Below are 20106 nucleotides of genomic sequence, written 5' to 3'. Positions count from 1 at the left end.
AATGCTGGGCTGATTCCTTGGTCGGCGCAAGCAATTGCTGTCGCAACCGAACGCCGACCTCTGCAGCCGGAACCAACCTGCCGTCCTGATTGACGAAACCTGGTCAACCCCGGCAGCGGGATCGCCAATAACGGGATTTGGCTCGCGCTGGTTCCAGGCTTGGCACCGGCGGCCCGCGGCATCCGCGTCAAAAGCGGAAATCGATTTTTGAAAAATCCGATGAAAAACAAAGTTGTAGAACGACAGGTAAGTGCAAATTGAGAGCTCGTCACTCTCGCGCGATGGCCGTAACTCTCGCGTGATGAACCCACATTCCTGCCGGATTGGTGCCCGGCGGCCTCAGTCGATATCGGCAACCGTTTCGCCGGCGCCACCTTCGATCCGCTGCGACAGCGAGGCTTCCATGAAATCGTCGAGGTCGCCGTCGAGCACGCTCGACGGGCTGGTGCTCTCGACACCGGTGCGCAGATCTTTCACCAGCTGATAGGGCTGCAGCACGTAGGACCGTATCTGGTGGCCCCAGCCAATATCGCTCTTCGACGCTTCGGTGGCGTTCGCCACCGCTTCGCGCTTCTTCAGCTCTTCCTCGTAAAGCCGCGAGCGCAGCATTTCCCAGGCCTTGGCCTTGTTCTTGTGCTGGGAGCGCTCGGCCTGGCAGGCAACCGCGATGCCGGTGGCGAGATGGGTTATGCGCACCGCCGAATCGGTGGTGTTGACGTGCTGGCCGCCCGATCCCGACGACCGATAGGTGTCGATACGGACGTCGGATTCGGAAACGTCGATGTCGATCGTATCGTCGATGACGGGATAGACCCAGACGCTGGCGAAGGAGGTGTGGCGGCGCGCATTGCTGTCATAGGGCGAAATCCGCACGAGACGATGCACGCCCGATTCCGTCTTCAGCCAGCCATAGGCGTTGTGGCCCTTGATCAGCAGCGTGGCCGACTTGATGCCGGCTTCTTCGCCGTCATGCACTTCAAGCACCTCGACCTTGAAGCGCCGGCGCTCGGCCCAGCGCGTATACATGCGCAGAAGCATCGAGGCCCAGTCCTGGCTTTCGGTGCCGCCGGCGCCGGCATGGACTTCCAGATAGCTATCGTTGGCGTCAGCCTCGCCCGACAGCAGCGTTTCGATCTGGCGCGCCTTGGCCTCGCCGCGCATCGAGCGGATCGCCGCTTCGGCCTCCGCGATGACGCCCTCGTCGCCCTCTTCCTCGCCAAGCTCGATCAGGCCGATATTGTCTTCCAGGGCCTGGGTGAGGCCTTTGACCGCGGCAATGCCTTCCTCGAGGCCCTGACGCTCGCGCATCAGCTTTTGTGCTTCCAGCGGCTCGTTCCAGAGGCTCGAATCCTCGGCACGGACGTTCAGGTACTCAAGCCGCTTTATGGCTTGGTCCCAGTCAAAGATGCCTCCTCAGCAGGGTGATTGCCTGCCTGATCTCGTCGACAATGTTTTGCGTTTCCGCGCGCATGGCTGGCTGTTCTGTCCTGTTGCTGGATGGCGGTTTGGTGGCGCGATACATAGGGACGGCACGGTCTCCTGTAAAGCGCCGGCCGCTGTAATGTACCGGCCCCTGTAAAGCGGAATGGACCGGCTCGACCATCGTCGTCAAGCCGGCCCGACCCGATGTAGCGATTGTCAGTAGAGCCCGCCGCCGCCCGACTGGATGGCCTGGTTGGCCTGCGGCGACAGCGCCCCGCCGGTGGCGTTGGAGCCGTCCGCACCCATGCCGATCACCCAATAGCTGTCGGCGGGACCGGTACCCGGCTTGAAGGCTTCGATGATGGTTCCGGCGTCGCCCGCGTTGGCTCGCATGCCGGTCTTGCGATTGATCGCAATCAGCTTCATGCCGTCCGGAACCTTGAAGTCGACATTGGGCGTGCCGTCCAGCGCCACGCGCATGAAATCCTTGAAGATCGGCGCGGCAAGGCCGCCGCCGGTCGCGCCCTTGCCAAGGCCTTTCGGCTGATCGTAGCCCATATAGAGGCCAACAACGAGGTTCGGCGTATAGCCGATGAACCAGGCATCCTTTTCGTCGTTGGTCGTTCCGGTCTTGCCGGCGATGTGACGGCCGAGCTCGTTGATGGTGGCGCCGGTGCCGCGTTGCACGACGCCCTCCATCATCGATGTGATCTGGTAGGCGGTCATCGGATCGAGCACCTGCTCGGAGTTGTCGACCAGCTCCGGCTCTGGCTGGTTCTGCCACTCGGCGGCGTTGCAGTTCGAGCAGCCGCGTTCGTCCTGCCTGAAGACGGTCTTGCCGTAGCGGTCCTGGATGCGGTCGATCAGCGACGGCTTGATCGACTTGCCGCCATTGGCCATGATCGAATAGGCCGACACCATGCGCATCACCGTCGTCTCGCCGGATCCCAGTGCCATCGGCAGATACGGCGCCAGGTGGTCGTAGACACCGAAACGCTCGGCATATTCCACGACCAGCTTCATGCCCATGTCGTTGGCAAGCCGCACCGTCATCAGGTTGCGCGATTTCTCGATGCCGGACCGCAAGGTCGCCGGGCCGGCCACCGTTCCGTCGTAGTTCTTGGGCGTCCAGGTCGTGTTACCGCTCTGGATGGTGATCGGCCCGTCCATGATCACGGAGGCGGGCGTATAGCCATTGTCGAGGGCGGCCGAATAGACGATCGGCTTGAACGACGACCCTGGCTGGCGCATGGCCTGCGTCGCCCGGTTGAACTCCGACTGCGCGTAGGAGAAACCGCCGACCATGGCCAGGACGCGTCCGGTATGCGGGTCCATGGCGATCAGGCCGCCTTCCACTTCGGGAACCTGGCGCAAGCTGTAGCTGTTGTCCGAGCCGTCGTTCTTCTGCACGAAAATCACGTCGCCCGGCTTCAGCACGTCGGCCGGCGACTTCGCCTTGACGGTCCTGCCGTCGACCACGTGGCGCATGGCGAAGCTCATGTCTTCCTTGCTGACGGTGCCTTCGACGCGGTCCTTGACGATTTCGCCGGAGATCTGGCGCGTCGGCTGCAGGCCGATGGACAGGCCGGTGGCCGAGCTGTCGAGCACGACGGCGAGCGACCATTCCGGCACGTCCTCCAACCGCTTGACGTTGCCCAGCGGCACGCCCCAGTCGCCGGAAACGTCGATGCTCGTGACCGGCCCGCGGTAGCCGCGCAGCGTGTCGAACTTCATAAGTCCGTTCTGCATGGCCTTGCGGGCAATCAGCTGCATCTTCGGATCCAGTGTCGTGCGGACGGAAAGGCCGCCTTCGTAGAGCGCATTCTCGCCGTAGCGCGCGATGATCTGGCGACGCACTTCCTCGGTGAAATACTCCCCGGCGAAGAGATAGTTGCCGGTGCGGCGCGGCGTGACGCCGAGCGGCTCGGCCTTGGCCTTCTCGCCTTCTTCATGCGTGACGTAGCCGTTCTCGACCATCTGGTCGATGACCCAGTTGCGGCGCTCCAAGGCGCGATCGGCATGCTTGAAGGGATGGTAGTTGTTCGGCCCCTTCGGCAGGGAGGCGAGATAGGCGGCTTCGGCCACGGTGAGCTCGTTCACCGATTTGTCGAAATAGGTGAGCGCAGCACCGGCGACGCCATAGGCGCCGAAGCCGAAGAAAATCTCGTTGAGATAGAGCTCGAGAATGCGATCCTTCGAGTAGGCCTGCTCGATGCGGAAGGCGAGGATCATCTCCTTGATCTTGCGCTCGTAGGTCTGGTCTGAAGACAACAGGAAGTTCTTCGCCACCTGCTGGGTAATCGTCGAGGCGCCGACCTGGCGCTTTCCCGAACCAACATTCTGCAGGTTGACGACAATGGCCCGGCCAAGGCCGGTCACGTCGATGCCGGGGTGATTGTAAAAATTCTTGTCCTCGGCCGACAGGAAGGCCGCCTTGACACGATCCGGGATCGCCTGAATCGGCAGATAAAGCCGCCGCTCACGCGCATATTCGGCCATCAGCGCGCCATCCGACGCGTGGATGCGGGTCGTCACCGGCGGCTCGTATTTGGCCAGCACCTCGTAATCGGGCAGGTCCTTCGACAAATGGCCGATATAGATCGCCACGCCCGCCGCGACCAAAAGGGCCAGCGTCGTGCCGATGCCGAAGAAATAGCCAATGAGACGAATCATACCCGCTCCAGTCCTTGGTTCGGGAATTTCCTAAACGAAGCCGCCCTTCACGCAAGCTTTCGGGACGATCCCAAACCGTAATCGCAAAATCCATGTCGCGACCATGTGGGCAAAATACGGCAGCGCGGGATTTCGGTTTCGAATGCCGGAAATAAAAGCACAGGGTGTTGTCGCCGTGCAACGCTGCTTCAGGTTGTGGGCGCCGGCGGACATTTCAGCCTCCGGCCCCCGTTCCGCTCTTGGCCGAAGCAAACAGGGCAACGGCGTTGGTTATGCTCTGGGTCGCCTTGTTGCGCCAATCGGCGCTGAGCAACTGCGCTTCGTCCTTGGCGTTCGACAGATAGCCGAGTTCGACCAGCACGGATGGAACGTCCGGCGCCTTCAGCACCTTGAAGCCGGCAGAACGCTGCGGGTTGTTGATCAGACCGACGCTGGTGGAAAGCTGGCCGACGAGAGTATGGGCGAAGCTCATCGAAAAATTATGCGTCTCGCGGCGGATCAGGTCGATCAGGATATCGGTCACTTCCTTGCTGTCGTCCTTGATCTCCATGCCGGCGAACTGGTCGGAAAGATTTTCACGGTCGGCAAGCGCCTGCGCCTCGGGATCGGAAGCCTTGTCGGACACGGTGTAGACGGTTGCGCCGCGAATGCCCTTGAGGCTGATCGTGTCCGCATGGATCGAGATGAGCAGGTCGGCCTCATGCTGGCGGGCAATGCGCACGCGGTCGTCGAGCCGCAGGAACTCGTCCGTTTCGCGCGTCAGGAACACGTCGTATTTGCCGCTGGCGGCGAGCTTGTCGCGCAGTTCCATGGCAAAGGCGAGCGTCACGTTCTTTTCGACCGTCCCGTTCAGGCCCTCGGCACCGCCGTCGATGCCGCCATGGCCGGGATCGATGACGACGGTGAAATGATGGCCCGGATTGGAGACCGGCCCGGTACCGACCCTGCCGGCCTTGTCGGCGGAGACCGTCGAACCGGTGGTCAGCGCCTGATTGGCGAGCGCTGCATCGAATTCCCGCTGCGAGGCCGCCGACATGTCGATGGCGATGCGGTAGCCGTTGCCGTCACCGTTCTTGAGCACGTCGAGATTGTCGACGGCGAACGGTCCCTTGCCGGTGAGAATCAGCCGCGATTTCCCCTCGCCGAGTTCGCCGTAACGCACGGCACGGACAAGCCCGCGCGGCTTTACATCCTTGGCATTGAAGGCGAATCTCGTGGCCGGCAGATCGATGACCAGGCGATCGGGGCCGCGCAGCAGGAACCATTTGATGTCGGGCTCGCGGTCGAAATTGATGACGATGCGCATCTTGGTGGCATCGCCGGCCATCTTGTAGCTTGTGGCACCAAGCTGTGCGTCGGCAGCACGCGAAAGCGGCGAAAAGACCAGGCAAGCCAGGATCAGCGGCAGCAGGCAGGCGGTGCGGAAGAACCAGCCTCCATGATGACGGCCCTTGTCTGCGAAGCCTGCCAGTCCCATCTTTCTACCAATCGCTCCCGTTTTGGCGTCATGCCCGATCGCTTGTCGAAGTGCCCTGTCGCTTGTCAAAGTGCCGGCAGACCGCGAACTCGATTAACGATTGGTATCCAGAGAAGGTTAACCAAGCCTTTTCATGGAAGGCTTGGGACCTGGGCTTCCGCTGCGGAACGGCTTTTTGCCGGCATCGGGAATCGGGGTTGCCTTCCAACCCGCCAAATCATAAAAGCGATGGTGGATCACTGCAATCCTGGAACCGTCCTCCTCCGCAGCTTCCTGCTACAGGTCAGACGCAAGACGGCTCCTTTCGCTTCAGGCGAAGAAGGCATCGGTGATCGCGACGATTTTCGCAGGCGTGCTCCCGTGGCGGGGGAATCGCCTGCGTGAGCAAAACGGCCGGGATTGTCCCGTGCCGGCTCTGTATGAGCAAACAAGCTGGTCCGGTTTTTCCCGGGCTTTGGTTCAAAAGGTTCTGCTGGTGACGATGGCTTCAAGCGCAATCATGGAAAGGTCCGCAACAAACCGCGCCACTACGGCTGCGGGCGGCACCGCCATGGCGCTCAGGCAGCGGCCGGCGGACGTTCAATTGTCCGGCACCCATGTTCCAGGTCCACGGCAGCGGGCATTGCCTCGCAAGCTGCGGCCGACGGCTGCCGGGAGGAAACGAAATAATGCCCAACAAAATGCTGATAGACGCCTCCCACCCGGAGGAAACACGCGTTGTCGTCGTTCGCGGTAACCGTATTGAAGAATTCGACTTTGAATCCCAGGACAAGAAGCAGCTCAAAGGAAACATCTATCTCGCCCGCGTAACGCGCGTCGAACCTTCCCTTCAGGCAGCCTTTGTCGAATATGGCGGCAACCGTCACGGTTTCCTCGCCTTCAGTGAAATACACCCCGACTACTACCAGATTCCGGTCGCCGACCGTCAGGCGCTGCTGCGTGCGGAAGCACAGGAAGCCCAGGACGAAGAGGACGAGGAAGCCGCCGAAGGCGAGGACCGCCAGAGCCGCGACCGTGGCAAGCGCGGACGCCGGCGCGGCGGCAAGAGCCGCGACCGCGGCGAGCACAGGCGCGAGGCAGGCGCGGCCGACGGCGAGAATGGCGAAGATGCCGTCGCAGAAAAGCTGGATGCCGTTGACGACAACACCATGTCCGACATTGCCGGACAGAGCGAGGGTGCCGCCGGGCAGAGCGATGAAGCCGCCGATCGCGGTGAGACCGAGCCGTCCGAAGGCGGTTCGAGTTCCATCGCTGCCAGCGTCGATGCCGACGTAATCTCGGAAGCCGTCCCGCAAGTCGAGGTAAGCGGGCCCGAGACAAGCGGGGCCGAGACAAGCGGCGAAGCAACCTCCGAAGACAATGATCGCGGCATGCTGGAAGAGGTGCAATCCTCGCATCCGGACGATCACGAGGTCGAATCGGTCGGCGCCGAGGACGCGCTGGAAGAAGTGCGCAACCGCCGCAAGCCGGTCCGTCGCCAGTACAAGATCCAGGAAGTGATCAAGCGCCGGCAGATCCTGCTGGTGCAGGTCGTCAAGGAAGAGCGCGGCAACAAGGGTGCAGCGCTGACCACCTACCTGTCGTTGGCCGGCCGCTATTCGGTGCTGATGCCGAACACGGCCCGCGGCGGCGGTATTTCGCGCAAGATCACCAATGCGCAGGACCGCAAGCGGCTGAAGGAAGTGGTCGCCGATCTCGAAGTGCCGCAAGGCATGGGTGTCATCCTGCGTACGGCAGGCGAAAGCCGCACCAAGGCAGAGATCAAGCGCGACTACGAATATTTGATGCGGCTTTGGGAAAACGTCCGCAATCTGACGCTGCAATCCACGGCCCCTGCCCTGGTTTACGAGGAAGGCAGCCTGATCAAGCGCTCGGTGCGCGACCTTTACAACAAGGATATCGACGAGATCCTGGTTTCCGGCGAAGAAGGCTACCGCGAGGCCAAGGACTTCATGCGCATGCTGATGCCGAGCCACGCCAAGGTGGTTCAGCCGTTCCGCGACACGACGCCGATCTTTGTGCGCAACGGCATCGAAGCGCAGCTCGACCGCATGCTGCAGCCGCAGGTGACGCTGAAGAGCGGCGGCTACATCATCATCAACCAGACGGAAGCGCTGGTCGCCATCGACGTCAATTCGGGCCGTTCCACCAAGGAGCACTCGATCGAGGACACCGCACTTCACACCAATCTGGAAGCCGCCGAGGAAGTCGCCCGGCAATTGAGGCTGCGCGATCTCGCCGGCCTCATCGTCATCGACTTCATCGATATGGAAGAGAACCGCAACAACCGCTCCGTCGAGAAGCGGCTGAAGGATCACCTCAAGAACGATCGTGCCCGCATCCAGGTCGGCCGCATCTCGCATTTCGGCCTGATGGAGATGTCGCGCCAGCGCATCCGTGCCAGCGTGCTGGAATCGACCATGAAGCCTTGCCCGCATTGCGGCGGCACCGGCCATGTGCGCTCCGATTCGTCGGTCGCGCTGATGGTGGTGCGGGCAATCGAGGAATTCCTGCTCAAGGATTCGCGCAGCCACATCACGGTGCGGACGCCGGCGGCGACCGCGCTCTATGTGCTCAATCACAAGCGCGGCACGCTGGTGGAATTCGAGCATCGCTTCGGCGTGACCATCACCATCGAAGCCGATGACGCGGTCGGTGCACAACACTATGCCATCTTCCGCGGCGCGCTGGCCGAAAAGCCGGAAGGCTTTGTCGAGGCGCGCACGTTCCCGGCCTATGTCGAGCCGGAAGAACCCGAGGACGAGATCGTCATCGAAGAGGAAGACGAGGAACCGGTGCAGGCCGAGCAGCCACGCCCTGCCCAGCAGCCGCAGCAGCCAAGGTCCGGCGAGGACGGCGAAGGCCGCGATCGCAAGCGCCGCAAGCGCCGCAGACGGCGCGGCGGCAAGGATCGTGAACACGGGGATCGCGAGCACGCGGACCGCGAACATGGCGCTGCTGTGGAAGGTGCTTCCGTTTCGGCGCCGACGGACGACGCCTTCGTAGCCGCGGGCGACCAAGGCGCCGAAGCGGAACATGAAGCGCCGGCAGGTGTTGTGGCCGAAACGGCGGAAGCGGCGGACGACGGTCACGGCAAGAAGCGCCGGCGCGGCAAGCGCGGCGGCAAGCGCAATCGCCGTGAGGACGGCGAGGACGGCTTGGAAGCTGCCCCCGGCGAACCAGCCGCCATGACGGAAGGTGCCGTGTCGGAAGCAGAGCCCGTAACCGGCGAGCCGGAAGGTGCGCCGCCGGCCGAAGAGCTTGCGGTGCTCGCTCCGGCGAACGACGACATGCCGAGCGCCGAAAAGCCGAAGAAGCCGCGCCGTACCGCCAAGCCGAAGAAAGTTGCGGCGGAAGCAGTTGCCGAGATTGCGGGCGCCGAGACATCGGCTGCCGAGGCCGCCTCCGTGGCTTCCGGCGAGACCGCTGCGCCGGCTTCGCAGGAGACTGAAGTGGCGGCTGCCGAGGAAACGCCGAAGGTCCGGCCGTCGCGGCGCAAGCCGGTACCGGTGGATGCTCCGGTCGTGCCGGTCGTCTCCTCGATCGTCCCGGACGAGGCAAAGACCGACGAGGCAAAGACCGAGGAAGCAAAGGCCGAGGACAAGCCGAAGCGTGCCGGCTGGTGGCAACGGAAGGGCTTTTTCTAAGCCTTTCCGCGCATTAGCCAGACTTTCTGATTAAAAAAAATCCCGCGTCGCCGATCGGCTGCGCGGGATTTTTTGCCCCAATTCAGGCGACAACACTATGGGTGACTATGGCGCGAAGATCGACCAGTTCATCGTCTTCGCCAGTTTTTCCAGCGCGATCGAACCCAGCCTGGAATTGCCGTTGGCGTTGAGGCCTGGCGACCATACGGCAAGCGAGGCGACCCCCGGCACGATCCCCAATATGCCGCCGCCAACGCCGCTCTTGCCGGGAATGCCGACGCGGAAAGCGAAGTCGCCGGAGCCGTCATAGTGGCCGCAGGTCAGCATCATCGCGCCGATGCGGCGGGCGCGCTCTGCCGAGACGACGGAATGCCCGGTCGCCGGGTTCTTGCCGCCATTGGCGAGGAAGCGGCCGGCCAGGGCCAGTTGCCGGCAGCTCATGGCGATAGCGCAATGGTGGAAATAGACGCCCAGCGCCAGTTCCGGCGCATGGTGGAGATTGCCGAACGATTTCATGTAATTGGCAAGCGCGAAATTGCGAAAGCCGGTGGCGCGTTCGGACGCCGCGACCTCGCGGTCGATGATGATGGTGTCGTCATCGGCCAGGAACTGGATGAAGCGCAGGATCTCGCCGATCGCCTCGCGCGGCTGATGGCCGGCAAGCAGGATGTCGGAGACGACGATGGCGCCGGCATTGATGAATGGATTGCGCGGAATGCCGTTCTCGTGCTCGAGCTGGACGATCGAGTTGAACGGATTGCCCGAAGGTTCGCGCCCAACCCGCTGCCACAGCGCGTCGCCGACATTGCCGAGCGCCAGCGTCAGCGTGAACACCTTTGAGATGCTCTGGATCGAAAACGCCTCGTCGGCGTCGCCCGCGGTCAGCATGCGGCCGTCATTGGTCACCGCGGCAATGCCGAATTTTTTCGGATCGATCTTGCCGAGCTGGGGGATATAGCTGGCGACGTCGCCGCGATCGGTACGCTCCGCCATTTCGGCAGCGACCTCGCGCAACGCCTGTTCAAGCTGGGGCGCCTGTTCAAGCTCCGGCATCGTCGCCCCCGCTACTTCAGCCAGCGTTCGATACGCGCCATCGCCTCGACCATGTCGTCGTGGCTGCCGGCATAGGAAAAGCGCATCGTGCGATGGCCTTGCAGCGGGTCGAAATCGCGGCCCGGCGTCGCCGCCACATGCGCCTCGGCAAGCATCCTGCGCGCAAACGCCATGCTGTCATTGGTGTGCCTGGTGACGTCGCAGAAGGCGTAGAACGCGCCGTCCATGGGCGCGGCCAAAGCAAAGCCGAGCTCCGGCAGGCGTTGTATCAGGAGCTCGCGGTTCCAGGCATAGCGCGCCTTCACCGCTTCCAGCTCTGGCGTCGCCTTGAATGCCTCGATCGCGGCAATCTGGGACAGTTCGGGCGGCGAGATGTAGAGGCTCTGGGCGATGCGCTCGACTGGCCGCACCAGTTCCTGCGGCAGCACCATCCAGCCGATGCGCCAGCCGGTCATGCAATAATATTTCGAGAAGGAATTGATCACCGTCACATCCGCGCCGAAAGCAAGCGCCGTCGTGTCGGGCGCCGCATAGGCCAGCCGGTGATAGATTTCGTCCGAGATGACGGCGATGCCGAGCTCTTGCGCCGTTTTGACCAGCGCCTCGAGATCGCCGGCGGGAATGACCGCGCCGGTAGGGTTGGCCGGGCTGGCGAACAGCACGCCCTTCAGCGGTTTTTCGCGATGCGCGGCTTGCAGGTGCTCGGCATGCAGATAGGCGGCGCCGTCCAACTCGATCTCGACGATGTCGATGCCGAGCGCGGCCATGATGTTGCGATAGGCAGGATAGCCGGGCGCAGCGATGGCGACGCGGTCGCCTGGATCGAACATTGCCAGGAAGGCGAGGTTGAAGGCAGCTGACGATCCGGTGGTGACGGCTATCCGCTCGGGCGAAACGTCAAGCCCGTAATGCTCGCCATAATGCGCCGCGATCGCCTTGCGCAGGCCGGCGAGGCCCAGCGCGTCGGTATAGCCGATGCGGCCTGCTTTCAGGGCACTGGCCGCCGCTTCGCGAACCCCGGCCGGCGCCGGATCGGAAGGCTGGCCGACGGCCATGGAAACGACCGGCAGGCCCTTGGCTTTCAGCCGATTCGCCTCGGCCAGGATGTCCATGGCATGGAACGGTTCGACCGCGCCGCGCCGCGAAAGCGAAACAACCATTTTTCAATCCACCACACTTGTCCGCACGTGCCGGCCATGCTGGCCGCGCCGCACAAATGCCCGATTGGTGTGGGGATCACAAGTTCGGTAAGTTTAGGCTGCCGACTTTTCATCCTTCGCCCACTCGTCTACCAGTGGACCTGCCATGTTGAGCCGACCCAAATCGACGATCGCCAGGACAGCGCGCGCCCTCGCGATGCTTTCGCTTGCCGCGGTGGTCGCCATGGCCGGCTCGGTCAATGCCTTTGCCCAGAATGTGCCGGTTGTGCGCGACGCCGAGATCGAGGCGCTGGTGCGCGATTACGCGCGGCCGATCTTCAAGGCGGCGGGCTTGTCGGGCGACGCCATCAACATCGTGCTGGTCAACGACCAGAGCTTCAACGCCTTTGTTGCCGGCCGCCGGCTGTTCATCAACACCGGCGCGCTGATGACGGCCGAAACGCCCAACGAGATCATTGGCGTCATTGCCCACGAGGCCGGCCATATCGCCGGCGGACACCAGCAGAAATTGCGAGAACAGCTCGAGCGCGCCAAGACGATGGCGATCCTGGCGACGCTGCTTGGCGCCGGCGCCATGGTGGCCGGCGCCACCAGCAACAGCCGCGGTCTCGCCGGCGCCGGCATGGGCGTGGTGGCCGGCGGCGGCGAGATGGCGCAACGCAGCATCCTCGCTTATCAGCGCACCGAAGAGATGACCGCAGACCGTTCGGCGATCACCTATCTCAATGCAACCGGCCAATCCGGCATGGGCATGCTGAAGACGTTTGGCCGCTTCCAGAAGGCATTGTCGCTCTCGGGCGCGCAAGTCGATCCCTACAGGATCAGCCATCCGATGCCGCAGGAGCGTATCGCCAATCTCGAAGTGCTGGTGAAGCAGAGCCCTTACGTCGACAAGGTCGACCCGCCGGCACTGCAGCAGCGCCACGACATGATGCGCATCAAGATCGCCGCCTACATGCAGGGCCAGGCGGCGGCGTCGCGATTGATGCGCAAGAACCCCGGCAGCCTCGCCTCACGCTATGGCGACGCGCAGATGACCTATCTGTTCGGCAATCTGGCGTCGGCGCTCACCAAGACCAACGCGTTGATCAAGGAACAGCCGAAAAATCCCTATTTCCAGGAATTACGCGGCGACATCCTGATGAAGGCGAACCGGCCGAAGGATGCGGCGGACGCCTATGCCAAGTCGGTCAGCCTCGATCCGGCGCGATCCGGGCTGCTGCCTGTCTCGTACGGCCAGGCGCTGATGGCGATCGGCACGCAGGATTCGCTGAAGAAGGCGGTGGCGCAGATCAACACCGGCCTCGGACGGGACCGCGAAAACGCCGCCGGATACCGCTATCTGGCACAGGCTTACGGGGAACTCGGCAACATCCCGGCCGCCGAGCTTGCAACCGCCGAAGGGCATTTCTATTCCGGCGACTACAAGAATGCGAAAATCTTCGCCATGCGGGCGCAGCAGAGCATGAAGCGGGGCGAGCCGGGCTGGCTTCGCGCGCAGGACATTATAAACTACGCACCATCAGGTAAGAAGAAGTGAACCTTTCGGACGCAGGCTGCGACACAGCCAAACCGGGCGGACCCGAACACAGGCAAGAGGATCGAGGATCATGACAAAGGCAATTCTGCTGGGCACTACCGGAGTGGCAGCGGCTCTCGCCATGCTGGCGTTCGGCTTCGTCGCCGGCAATCCGCAGACGGCGAAGGCCGGCACGGCACAGCTTGCCCAGACGACGTCCTCAGGTACCAAGCTCGACCGTGCCGAAGTCGAAGGCATCGTCCGCGACTATCTGCTGAAGAACCCGGAAGTGCTTCTGGAAGCCCAGCAGGCACTCGAGGCCAAGCAGAAGGAAGAACAGCGCGTCGCCAGTCTCGGCGTCATCAAAGACGCCAAGGACCAGATCTTCAATTCCTCATTCGACGGTGTTGTCGGCAATCCGAACGGCAAGGTCACCATCGTCGAATTCTATGATTATAATTGCGGCTACTGCAAACGCGCCATCGACGACATGCGCGCGCTGACCAAGGCCGATCCGGACCTGCGCTTCGTACTCAAGGAGTTCCCGATCCTCGGCCCGGATTCGCAGAAGGCGAGCGTCGTCTCGATGGCCTTCCATTTGATGAAGCCGGAGAAATACGGCGAATTCCATAATGCGCTACTCGGCGGCCAGGGGCGCGCCACCGAGGCGGCGGCAATCAAGGTGGCGCTGTCGCTCGGCGCCGACGAGGCGGCGCTGCGCGAAAAGATGAAGGACCCGAGCATCACCGAGGCCTTCTCCAAGACCTATGATCTCGCCACCAAGCTCGCCATCACCGGAACGCCGTCCTATGTCGTCGGCAACGAGGTGGTATTCGGCGCGCTTGGCCAGGAAGTGCTGGCCGAAAAGATCGAGGCGGCGAAGGCCGCGCTCTGATCAGCATTCGGGTTTCGATTAGGCTGCGGGTTTCCGGCACGGGCCGTTTTCCGGCTGTTGTGGACGGCGAAAGAACGCACTTGCGCTCTTTTCGCCAGCGTCTATGCCCATTATAGAGGGTCCGGCGCGCCGGCTTAGCCGCGCCGGGAAAGGTCGGCATTTTTTGAAAACGGTTTTCGTCCTGAACGGCCCCAATCTCAACGCGCTCGGCAAGCGCGAGCCGGGCATCTATGGCGGCAAGACGCTTGCCGCGATCGCCGAGGACTGCAAGCAGGCAGGTGCCGCACTTGGGCTGGAGATCGATTTCCGCCAGTCGAACCATGAGGGCGAACTCGTCGACTGGATCCACGAGGCCGCCGACAAGGCCGCCGCGATCGTCATCAATCCGGGCGCCTACGGCCATACCTCGATCGCCATTCACGATGCCATCCGCGCCGTCGCGCCGCTGCCGGTGGCTGAGGTGCATCTCTCCAACATCCACGCGCGGGAACCATTCCGCCACGTCTCCATGGTCGCGCCGGTCGCCGTCGGCATGATCTGCGGGTTCGGGCCGCTCGGCTACACGCTGGCGCTGCAGGCGCTGGCTGCACGCCTATGACCGGCCAACAAACAGAAGGCTCGAAAATGTCGATAAAGAAGAACGGTGTTGACCAGCAGCTGATCCGCGATCTGGCGGGCATACTGAACGACACCAACCTGACCGAGATCGAGGTCGAGCTGGGCGATCTGAAGGTGCGCGTCTCGCGGCAGGCGCCGGCCGTCCATGCGGTCGCCGCAGCTCAGCCGGCCTATGCCCCGGCAGCCGCGCAGCCCGCGGCAGCGGCCGCCCCGGCGACGCCCGAAGTGTCGAAGAACGCCGTCGCCTCGCCAATGGTCGGCACCGCCTATCTGGCACCGTCGCCGGACGCCAGGCCGTTCATCGAAATCGGCCAGAAGGTCAAGGAAGGCCAGACGCTGCTGATCATCGAAGCAATGAAGACGATGAACCAGATCCCCTCGCCGCGCGCCGGCACGGTGACGGCGATCCTGTTCGAAGATGCGCAGCCGGTCGAATATGGCATGCCGCTCGTCGTGATCGAGTAGAGCCGGGAACAGGCGAAAGATGTTCCAGAAAATCCTCATCGCCAATCGCGGCGAAATCGCCCTCAGGGTGCTGCGCGCCTGCAAGGAGCTCGGCATCCAGACGGTGGTGGTGCATTCGACCGCCGACGCCGACGCCATGCATGTGCGTCTCGCCGACGAGAGCGTCTGCATCGGCCCGCCGCCGTCGCGCGACAGCTATCTCAACATCCACCAGATCGTCGCCGCCTGCGAGATCACCGGCGCCGACGCGGTGCATCCCGGCTACGGTTTTCTGTCGGAGAACGCCAAGTTCGCCGACATCCTCGCCGCGCACAACATCACCTTCATCGGCCCGACCGGCGACCATATCCGCATCATGGGTGACAAGATCGAGGCCAAGCGTACCGCAAAACGCCTCGGCATTCCCGTGGTGCCCGGCTCCGACGGCGCGGTCACCGAGGACAAGGAAGCCAAGCGCATTGCCGCCGCGATCGGCTACCCCGTGATCATCAAGGCATCGGCCGGCGGCGGCGGGCGCGGCATGAAAGTGGCGCGTAGCGAGGCCGATCTCGAGGTGGCGCTGCAGACGGCACGCTCGGAGGCGGGTGCGGCCTTCGGCGACGACGCAGTCTATATCGAGAAATATCTGCAGAAGCCGCGCCATATCGAAGTGCAGGTGTTCGGCGACGGCGCCGGGCGCGGCGTGCATTTCGGCGAGCGCGACTGCTCGCTGCAGCGCCGCCACCAGAAGGTCTGGGAAGAAGCGCCCTCGCCGGCGCTCAATGCCGAGGAGCGCGCGCATATTGGCGGCGTCTGCGCCAGGGCGATCGCCGATCTCGGCTATTCCGGCGCCGGCACCATCGAATTCCTCTATGAGGACGGCGAGTTCTATTTCATCGAGATGAATACGCGCCTGCAGGTCGAACATCCGGTGACCGAGGCGATCACCGGCATCGACCTCGTGCACGAGCAGATCCGCGTCGCCTCGGGCGGCGGGCTTTCGGTGCGCCAGGAGGATATCCGCTTCCACGGCCATGCCATAGAATGCCGCATCAATGCCGAGGATCCGCGCACCTTCACCCCCTCGCCGGGCACCATCACCCATTTCCACACGCCGGGCGGGCTCGGCATCCGCGTCGATTCCGGCGTCTATTCGGGCTACAAGATCCCGCCCTACTACGACAGCCTGATCGGCAAGCTGATCGTGCATGGCCGCAACCGCGTCGAATGCATGATGCGGCTGCGGCGCGCGCTCGACGAATTCGTCGTCGACGGCATCAAGACGACGCTGCCACTGTTTCGCGACCTCGTTGGCAACGCCGACATCGCCAATGGCGACTACGACATCCATTGGCTGGAAAAATACCTGGCCGAAGGCGAGTGATACAGGGCGAAGCGATGACCCGTCCCTACGCACCCGGTTATCGCATCCCGACCGACCTTTTGCTCAAAGCCTATGCCTCCGGCGTCTTCCCGATGGCCGAAAGCGCCAATGACCCCGAAGTATTCTGGGTGCGGCCGGAGACGCGCGGCATCATTCCGCTCGACGGGTTCCACATACCGAAAAGCCTGAGAAAGACGATCCGCAAGAACCTGTTCGAGTTCCGCATCGATTTCGACTTTGAGGCGACGATCGAGGCCTGCGCTGAAAGGCGCGAGGAACGTCGCTCGACCTGGATCAACGCGCCGATCCGCGAAGCCTATATCGAGCTGCATCGGATGGGCCATTGCCATTCGGTCGAGGCCTGGCACAACGACCGATTGGTCGGGGGGCTCTACGGCGTATCGCTCGGCCGCGTGTTCTTCGGCGAGAGCATGTTCGCCAGGGAGACCGACGCGTCAAAGGCCTGCCTGGTTCACCTCGTCGAACGCCTGAAGGCGCGTGGCTTTGCACTGCTCGATACGCAGTTCACCACCGAGCATCTCAAACGCTTCGGTGCAATCGACGTGCCGCGCGGCAAGTACGAGAAGATGCTGGCCGAGGCGCTGAAGGGCGAGGCCGTGTTTTTTCCATAACCTGGAATGGTTCATCGTTTCACATAAACGCAATTCCGGAAAGCCGTTCACACTTCCTGGAATTACTCTTGCGGCCGGTCAGCCTTTTGCTGCCGTCACCAGCGGCGTCTGTGCGTGGAACATCATCTTCCAGCCATTGACGCGGTGGACATAGCCGGTGCTGACCAGCGCCGCATAGGCTTCGCCATCTTGCCGCGTCGCACGCGCCTCGTAGGTCAGCATGACGATGTCGCTGCCCGGCTCGATGATGCCCTTGAGGTCGATGTCGAGATCGCGCCAGCGGTTCGGGTCCGTGGCAGTTGCGGCCAGATCGGTATTGCTCATCACCCGCGCCATCTGCGGGAAAGCCACCAGGCAGTCGGTATCGGCATTGGCCTTGAAATAGTCGGTACCGCCGCTCCAGAATCCCCTTTCGATGTCGAGAAGTTCGTTCTTGTTGGCCATCATCATGGCAACCTCCTCCGTAGAGAGGCACCAACGCTCGGGCAACGCGGCGGTTCCGCAGGGCGCGGTATCCGCCGCGCACTGACAGATTCTAGTTGGTTTTGGCGGCGGCGGGTGCCGGCACGTCGGACTTCTGCTTGCAGCCCTTCAGCCAGATATCATAGACGGCATGCTCGACGGCGTTGATCCCGGGGCTTTCGGCAAACATCCAGCCGGTGAAGATACGGCGTATTTTCCGATCGAGCGTGATCTCGTCGACCTCGACGAACGAATCCGTCTTCGGCTCTTCGTTTTCGGGCCGTGAATAGCAGATGCGCGGCGTCACCTGCAAAGCGCCGAACTGCACCGTCTCGTCGATATAGACATCGAAGGTGATGATACGGCCGGTGATCTTGTCGATGCCGGCGAATTCAGCGACTGGATTGGTGATGCGCTCGGATACTGCCGGTGCTGCAGGCGCCACCGACGCGTCCGGCGCAGGCGGCGCCAATTCCTGCGCAGTAGCGAGCGCCACCATAGAAGCGAGAACGACCGCGGTTAATCCGCCCGTCAAAATTCGGCTGAACATGCTCATGCAAGGTCCGGTGGTTTGCGCCCGGGTGATTCTCTTAACGCCAAGGCTAGTTGCTGCTGTCGGATCAGCAAACAGCTAAACAGCAATTGTGGCGACAAAGGACCGCCCTCGTGGGGACCGCCCCCGTAGGGACCGCGCGCGTGTCGCGGCGATCGATCACGAACCAGGCGTCCAGGCGTCGTAGTCGCCCGTCACCTGCGGACGATGCTGGTTGGTCAGCACCGAGCCCTTCGGCCGATAGGCCGCGGGGCTGCCGGTGAGGTTCGGCACATGCGGCTTTTGCCAGTCGCGTGGCTTGTAGTCTTCGCTTGGCGGCGCAACGTCGACACGATGATGGATCCAGCCATGCCAGCCGGGCGGAATCGCCGAGGCTTCCGAATAGTCGCGGTAGATGACCCAGCGACGGGTGCGGCCTTCCGAATCGACGCCGCCCTCATAGTAGACATTGCCGACCTCGTCCTGCCCGACCTTCTTGCCGTGCCGCCAGGTGTGGAAGCGCGTTCCCAATGTCTGGCTGTTCCACCAGGTGAAAAACTGCAGAAGGAAAGTCTTCATCCAAATCCTCGTGGCAAGTCCTTGAAGCAAGTCCTCGCGGCGGCTGCGGCGCCTGTTCCTGCTTATGGCGTCACGGCATTGCGAAGGCAAGGGTCTTGCCGCAACAGGCCAGCAAATGGCTGACGGGAAAGCGATACGTTCACGCTATTTTCGCGGCCGTCCGAAGCAGATGAAATAGGTTGTTGGCAACCTTACGCAGCGTTATTCTAGCAGTTGAAGCTTCGTTGCCTCAAGGACGGCAAATGAGAGGGGCTCATGTCATCGCTGGCGGGCACGGCCGGTCGCGCATTGCCGCAGGTCGTTGAGGCGATCTACGATTCGATTGCCGACGTCGACCGCTGGCAGGCGACACTCGAGGCCATCTGCAATCTGGCGGAAGGCCAGCTTGCCATGCTCGCCGTCATCGACACGATCAGCAGCTCCGCGCGATTTTCGGTGTCCTGCGGCGATCCCGCAGTTCTTGAGCCGTTGAAGCATGACTACGGCTCGCAAGTGCCGTTCTATGCGGCGGTTCCCAAGATGGAGATCGACGTGCCGTTCACCGTCGATTCGATCTACGCTTTGCAAGGCCCGGATACGCGACAGAGATGGCTCGAAAGCCGCATCGTGCGCGAATGGGTGCAACCCAACCGCCTGGACGATTTCTTCTGGGTGGCGTTGATGAAGCGGCCGACCCGGATCGGCACGTTGATGGTGGTGACCGACAAGGACAGGCGCCAGATTTCCCGCGAGGATCTCGAGCTTGTCAGCCTGCTGGCACCGCATGTGCGGCGCGCGGTGACCATCGGCGACCTGTTCGAAGCCGAGCGGCGCAAGGCGGAAATCTTCCGTTCCATCATCGAAAGCCTCGACCATCCGGTGCTGATCGTGGCCGAAGACATGACCATCATCTTCGCCAACCCGTCAGCCGAAGCGCTGCTCGCCGAAAACATCTCGGTCGCTTGCGTGCGCGGACAGCTTTCCTTCACCTATGCCAACGCCAACGCCGCGATCGGCCGTGCCGTCCAGCTCGGCACGCGCGACGAATTCGCGCTCGGACCTTGCGGCATCAACATTCCCCTGGCCAGGACGGTCGTTCCGGCAGTGGCCCATGTCATGCCGCTGGCGCGGCGTGAAATCTCGGCGCGCATCTCGCAACGCGCCGCCGCAGCGATCTTCATCGCCGCGGCCGGTTCGACACCGACCCCGGCGCTGGACGCCATTGCGGCGCTGTTCGGACTGACCGCGGCAGAAAGGCGAGTCGCCGGTCACGTTGCCGCCGGCCTGACGCGAAAGGAAATTGCCGCGGCCGGCGGCGTCTCGGACGGCACCGTCAAGTCGCAGCTGGCGACGATCTTCGACAAGACCGGTACCGGCGATCAGCGCGAGCTCGAACTGTTGATGCGCGAATTGTCACCGCCGTTGCGCTCCAGTTGATTTTGCTCAGGTTCCCCGGACCGGCAACGGTCCAAAAGACTCGGCCGGTAAGTTTTTCAAACCTTTGACACCATCGTCCGCAAAATCTGGGAAACGAAACCGGCATCGTTGCAATTCGGCCAAAATCATGGTGCGGTCGTTCGCGGTCCAGAAACGCGGCACTATGCTCGGCTGGAATGAAAATGGTTTCTGG

General features: G+C 62.9%; 17 protein-coding genes. 8 read left to right on the top strand and 9 right to left on the bottom strand.

The features are described 5' to 3' along the window. Nucleotides 1-339 precede the first annotated feature (339 nt). From prfB to NKH28_RS05355, 4 genes are all read right to left on the bottom strand, one after another. Nucleotides 340-1471, bottom strand: a protein-coding gene (gene prfB / locus NKH28_RS05370) for a peptide chain release factor 2 (RefSeq protein WP_352451084.1) whose coding sequence is annotated in 2 segments (ribosomal slippage) — nt 340-1404 and nt 1406-1471 — 1131 coding nt in all. Because the reading frame shifts where the segments join, the coding sequence is not laid out codon by codon here. 167 nt (nt 1472-1638) lie between these two features. After that, nucleotides 1639-4095 (bottom strand): penicillin-binding protein 1A, encoded by a 2457-nt coding sequence (locus NKH28_RS05365; RefSeq protein WP_352472768.1) that lies wholly within the window; start codon nt 4093-4095, stop codon nt 1639-1641. Nucleotides 4096-4125: 30 nt separating this feature from the next. Then, entirely contained in the window at nt 4126-4308 is a 183-nt protein-coding gene (locus NKH28_RS05360) for a hypothetical protein (protein ID WP_352457449.1), read from the bottom strand. Between the two features lies 1 nt (nt 4309). Continuing rightward, nucleotides 4310-5572 carry an N-acetylmuramoyl-L-alanine amidase gene (locus NKH28_RS05355; protein ID WP_352978081.1) on the bottom strand — a complete coding sequence of 421 codons (1263 nt, stop codon included), beginning with the start codon at nt 5570-5572 and terminating at the stop codon, nt 4310-4312. 668 nt (nt 5573-6240) lie between these two features. On the opposite strand from NKH28_RS05355, the gene NKH28_RS05350 reads away from it, so the two are divergent. After that, complete coding sequence (locus NKH28_RS05350; protein ID WP_352978080.1) at nt 6241-9219, top strand: Rne/Rng family ribonuclease; 2979 nt, start codon at nt 6241-6243, stop codon at nt 9217-9219. Between the two features lie 105 nt (nt 9220-9324). On the opposite strand, the gene NKH28_RS05345 is transcribed toward NKH28_RS05350, so the two are convergent. Beyond that, complete coding sequence (locus NKH28_RS05345; protein WP_352978078.1) at nt 9325-10272, bottom strand: glutaminase; 948 nt, start codon at nt 10270-10272, stop codon at nt 9325-9327. Nucleotides 10273-10283: 11 nt separating this feature from the next. Next, on the bottom strand, nt 10284-11432 hold the full coding sequence (locus NKH28_RS05340; RefSeq protein ID WP_352978076.1) for a pyridoxal phosphate-dependent aminotransferase: 1149 nt from the start codon (nt 11430-11432) through the stop codon (nt 10284-10286). A 145-nt stretch (nt 11433-11577) separates the two neighbouring features. Between NKH28_RS05340 and NKH28_RS05335 the strand changes: the two genes are divergently transcribed. The 6 genes from NKH28_RS05335 (at nt 11578) to aat (ending at nt 16924) form a co-directional block, all read left to right on the top strand. Continuing rightward, nucleotides 11578-12972, top strand: a complete 1395-nt coding sequence (locus NKH28_RS05335) for a M48 family metalloprotease (RefSeq protein ID WP_352978074.1) — start codon at nt 11578-11580, stop codon at nt 12970-12972. Nucleotides 12973-13042: 70 nt separating this feature from the next. Continuing rightward, entirely contained in the window at nt 13043-13846 is an 804-nt protein-coding gene (locus tag NKH28_RS05330; protein WP_352451092.1) for a DsbA family protein, read from the top strand. A 163-nt stretch (nt 13847-14009) separates the two neighbouring features. Then, nucleotides 14010-14444, top strand: a complete 435-nt coding sequence (gene aroQ, locus NKH28_RS05325; protein ID WP_352978072.1) for a type II 3-dehydroquinate dehydratase — start codon at nt 14010-14012, stop codon at nt 14442-14444. Nucleotides 14445-14470: 26 nt separating this feature from the next. Beyond that, nucleotides 14471-14929, top strand: a complete 459-nt coding sequence (accB, locus tag NKH28_RS05320; protein WP_352472761.1) for an acetyl-CoA carboxylase biotin carboxyl carrier protein — start codon at nt 14471-14473, stop codon at nt 14927-14929. A gap of 19 nt (nt 14930-14948) precedes the next feature. Then, nucleotides 14949-16292, top strand: a complete 1344-nt coding sequence (gene accC / locus NKH28_RS05315) for an acetyl-CoA carboxylase biotin carboxylase subunit (RefSeq protein ID WP_023674822.1) — start codon at nt 14949-14951, stop codon at nt 16290-16292. A 14-nt stretch (nt 16293-16306) separates the two neighbouring features. Further along, nucleotides 16307-16924, top strand: a complete 618-nt coding sequence (gene aat, locus NKH28_RS05310; RefSeq protein WP_023674821.1) for a leucyl/phenylalanyl-tRNA--protein transferase — start codon at nt 16307-16309, stop codon at nt 16922-16924. A 78-nt stretch (nt 16925-17002) separates the two neighbouring features. On the opposite strand, the gene NKH28_RS05305 is transcribed toward aat, so the two are convergent. From NKH28_RS05305 to NKH28_RS05295, 3 genes are all read right to left on the bottom strand, one after another. Next, nucleotides 17003-17371, bottom strand: coding sequence for a hypothetical protein (locus NKH28_RS05305; protein ID WP_352501682.1), 369 nt, complete (start codon nt 17369-17371; stop codon nt 17003-17005). Between the two features lie 88 nt (nt 17372-17459). After that, a complete protein-coding gene (locus NKH28_RS05300) occupies nt 17460-17942 on the bottom strand; it encodes a DUF2155 domain-containing protein (RefSeq protein WP_352541375.1) in 483 nt (160 codons plus the stop codon). A 156-nt stretch (nt 17943-18098) separates the two neighbouring features. After that, nucleotides 18099-18497, bottom strand: a complete 399-nt coding sequence (locus NKH28_RS05295; RefSeq protein ID WP_023674818.1) for an NADH:ubiquinone oxidoreductase subunit NDUFA12 — start codon at nt 18495-18497, stop codon at nt 18099-18101. A 255-nt stretch (nt 18498-18752) separates the two neighbouring features. On the opposite strand from NKH28_RS05295, the gene NKH28_RS05290 reads away from it, so the two are divergent. After that, entirely contained in the window at nt 18753-19913 is a 1161-nt protein-coding gene (locus NKH28_RS05290) for a helix-turn-helix transcriptional regulator (protein ID WP_352593827.1), read from the top strand. Nucleotides 19914-20106 lie beyond the last annotated feature (193 nt).

This window comes from Mesorhizobium sp. M1227, assembly GCF_040318315.1.
In the GTDB taxonomy this organism is placed as follows: Bacteria; Pseudomonadota; Alphaproteobacteria; order Rhizobiales; family Rhizobiaceae; genus Mesorhizobium.
The sequence above is the reverse complement of the archived record's forward strand: the minus strand, read 5'-3'. Positions and strand labels throughout refer to the sequence as shown.

What these genes read in the sequence shown, in the direction of transcription:
- NKH28_RS05295 (WP_023674818.1), bottom strand. Translation starts at nt 18,497, where the DNA reads ATGAAGACTTTCCTTCTGCAGTTTTTCACCTGGTGGAACAGCCAGACA.
- NKH28_RS05330 (WP_352451092.1), top strand. Translation starts at nt 13,043, where the DNA reads ATGACAAAGGCAATTCTGCTGGGCACTACCGGAGTGGCAGCGGCTCTC.
- NKH28_RS05335 (WP_352978074.1), top strand. Translation starts at nt 11,578, where the DNA reads ATGTTGAGCCGACCCAAATCGACGATCGCCAGGACAGCGCGCGCCCTC.
- NKH28_RS05305 (WP_352501682.1), bottom strand. Translation starts at nt 17,371, where the DNA reads ATGATGGCCAACAAGAACGAACTTCTCGACATCGAAAGGGGATTCTGG.
- NKH28_RS05300 (WP_352541375.1), bottom strand. Translation starts at nt 17,942, where the DNA reads ATGAGCATGTTCAGCCGAATTTTGACGGGCGGATTAACCGCGGTCGTT.
- NKH28_RS05365 (WP_352472768.1), bottom strand. Translation starts at nt 4,095, where the DNA reads ATGATTCGTCTCATTGGCTATTTCTTCGGCATCGGCACGACGCTGGCC.
- NKH28_RS05290 (WP_352593827.1), top strand. Translation starts at nt 18,753, where the DNA reads ATGTCATCGCTGGCGGGCACGGCCGGTCGCGCATTGCCGCAGGTCGTT.
- NKH28_RS05350 (WP_352978080.1), top strand. Translation starts at nt 6,241, where the DNA reads ATGCCCAACAAAATGCTGATAGACGCCTCCCACCCGGAGGAAACACGC.
- accB (WP_352472761.1), top strand. Translation starts at nt 14,471, where the DNA reads ATGTCGATAAAGAAGAACGGTGTTGACCAGCAGCTGATCCGCGATCTG.
- NKH28_RS05345 (WP_352978078.1), bottom strand. Translation starts at nt 10,272, where the DNA reads ATGCCGGAGCTTGAACAGGCGCCCCAGCTTGAACAGGCGTTGCGCGAG.
- NKH28_RS05340 (WP_352978076.1), bottom strand. Translation starts at nt 11,432, where the DNA reads ATGGTTGTTTCGCTTTCGCGGCGCGGCGCGGTCGAACCGTTCCATGCC.
- NKH28_RS05355 (WP_352978081.1), bottom strand. Translation starts at nt 5,572, where the DNA reads ATGGGACTGGCAGGCTTCGCAGACAAGGGCCGTCATCATGGAGGCTGG.
- aat (WP_023674821.1), top strand. Translation starts at nt 16,307, where the DNA reads ATGACCCGTCCCTACGCACCCGGTTATCGCATCCCGACCGACCTTTTG.
- accC (WP_023674822.1), top strand. Translation starts at nt 14,949, where the DNA reads ATGTTCCAGAAAATCCTCATCGCCAATCGCGGCGAAATCGCCCTCAGG.
- NKH28_RS05360 (WP_352457449.1), bottom strand. Translation starts at nt 4,308, where the DNA reads ATGTCCGCCGGCGCCCACAACCTGAAGCAGCGTTGCACGGCGACAACA.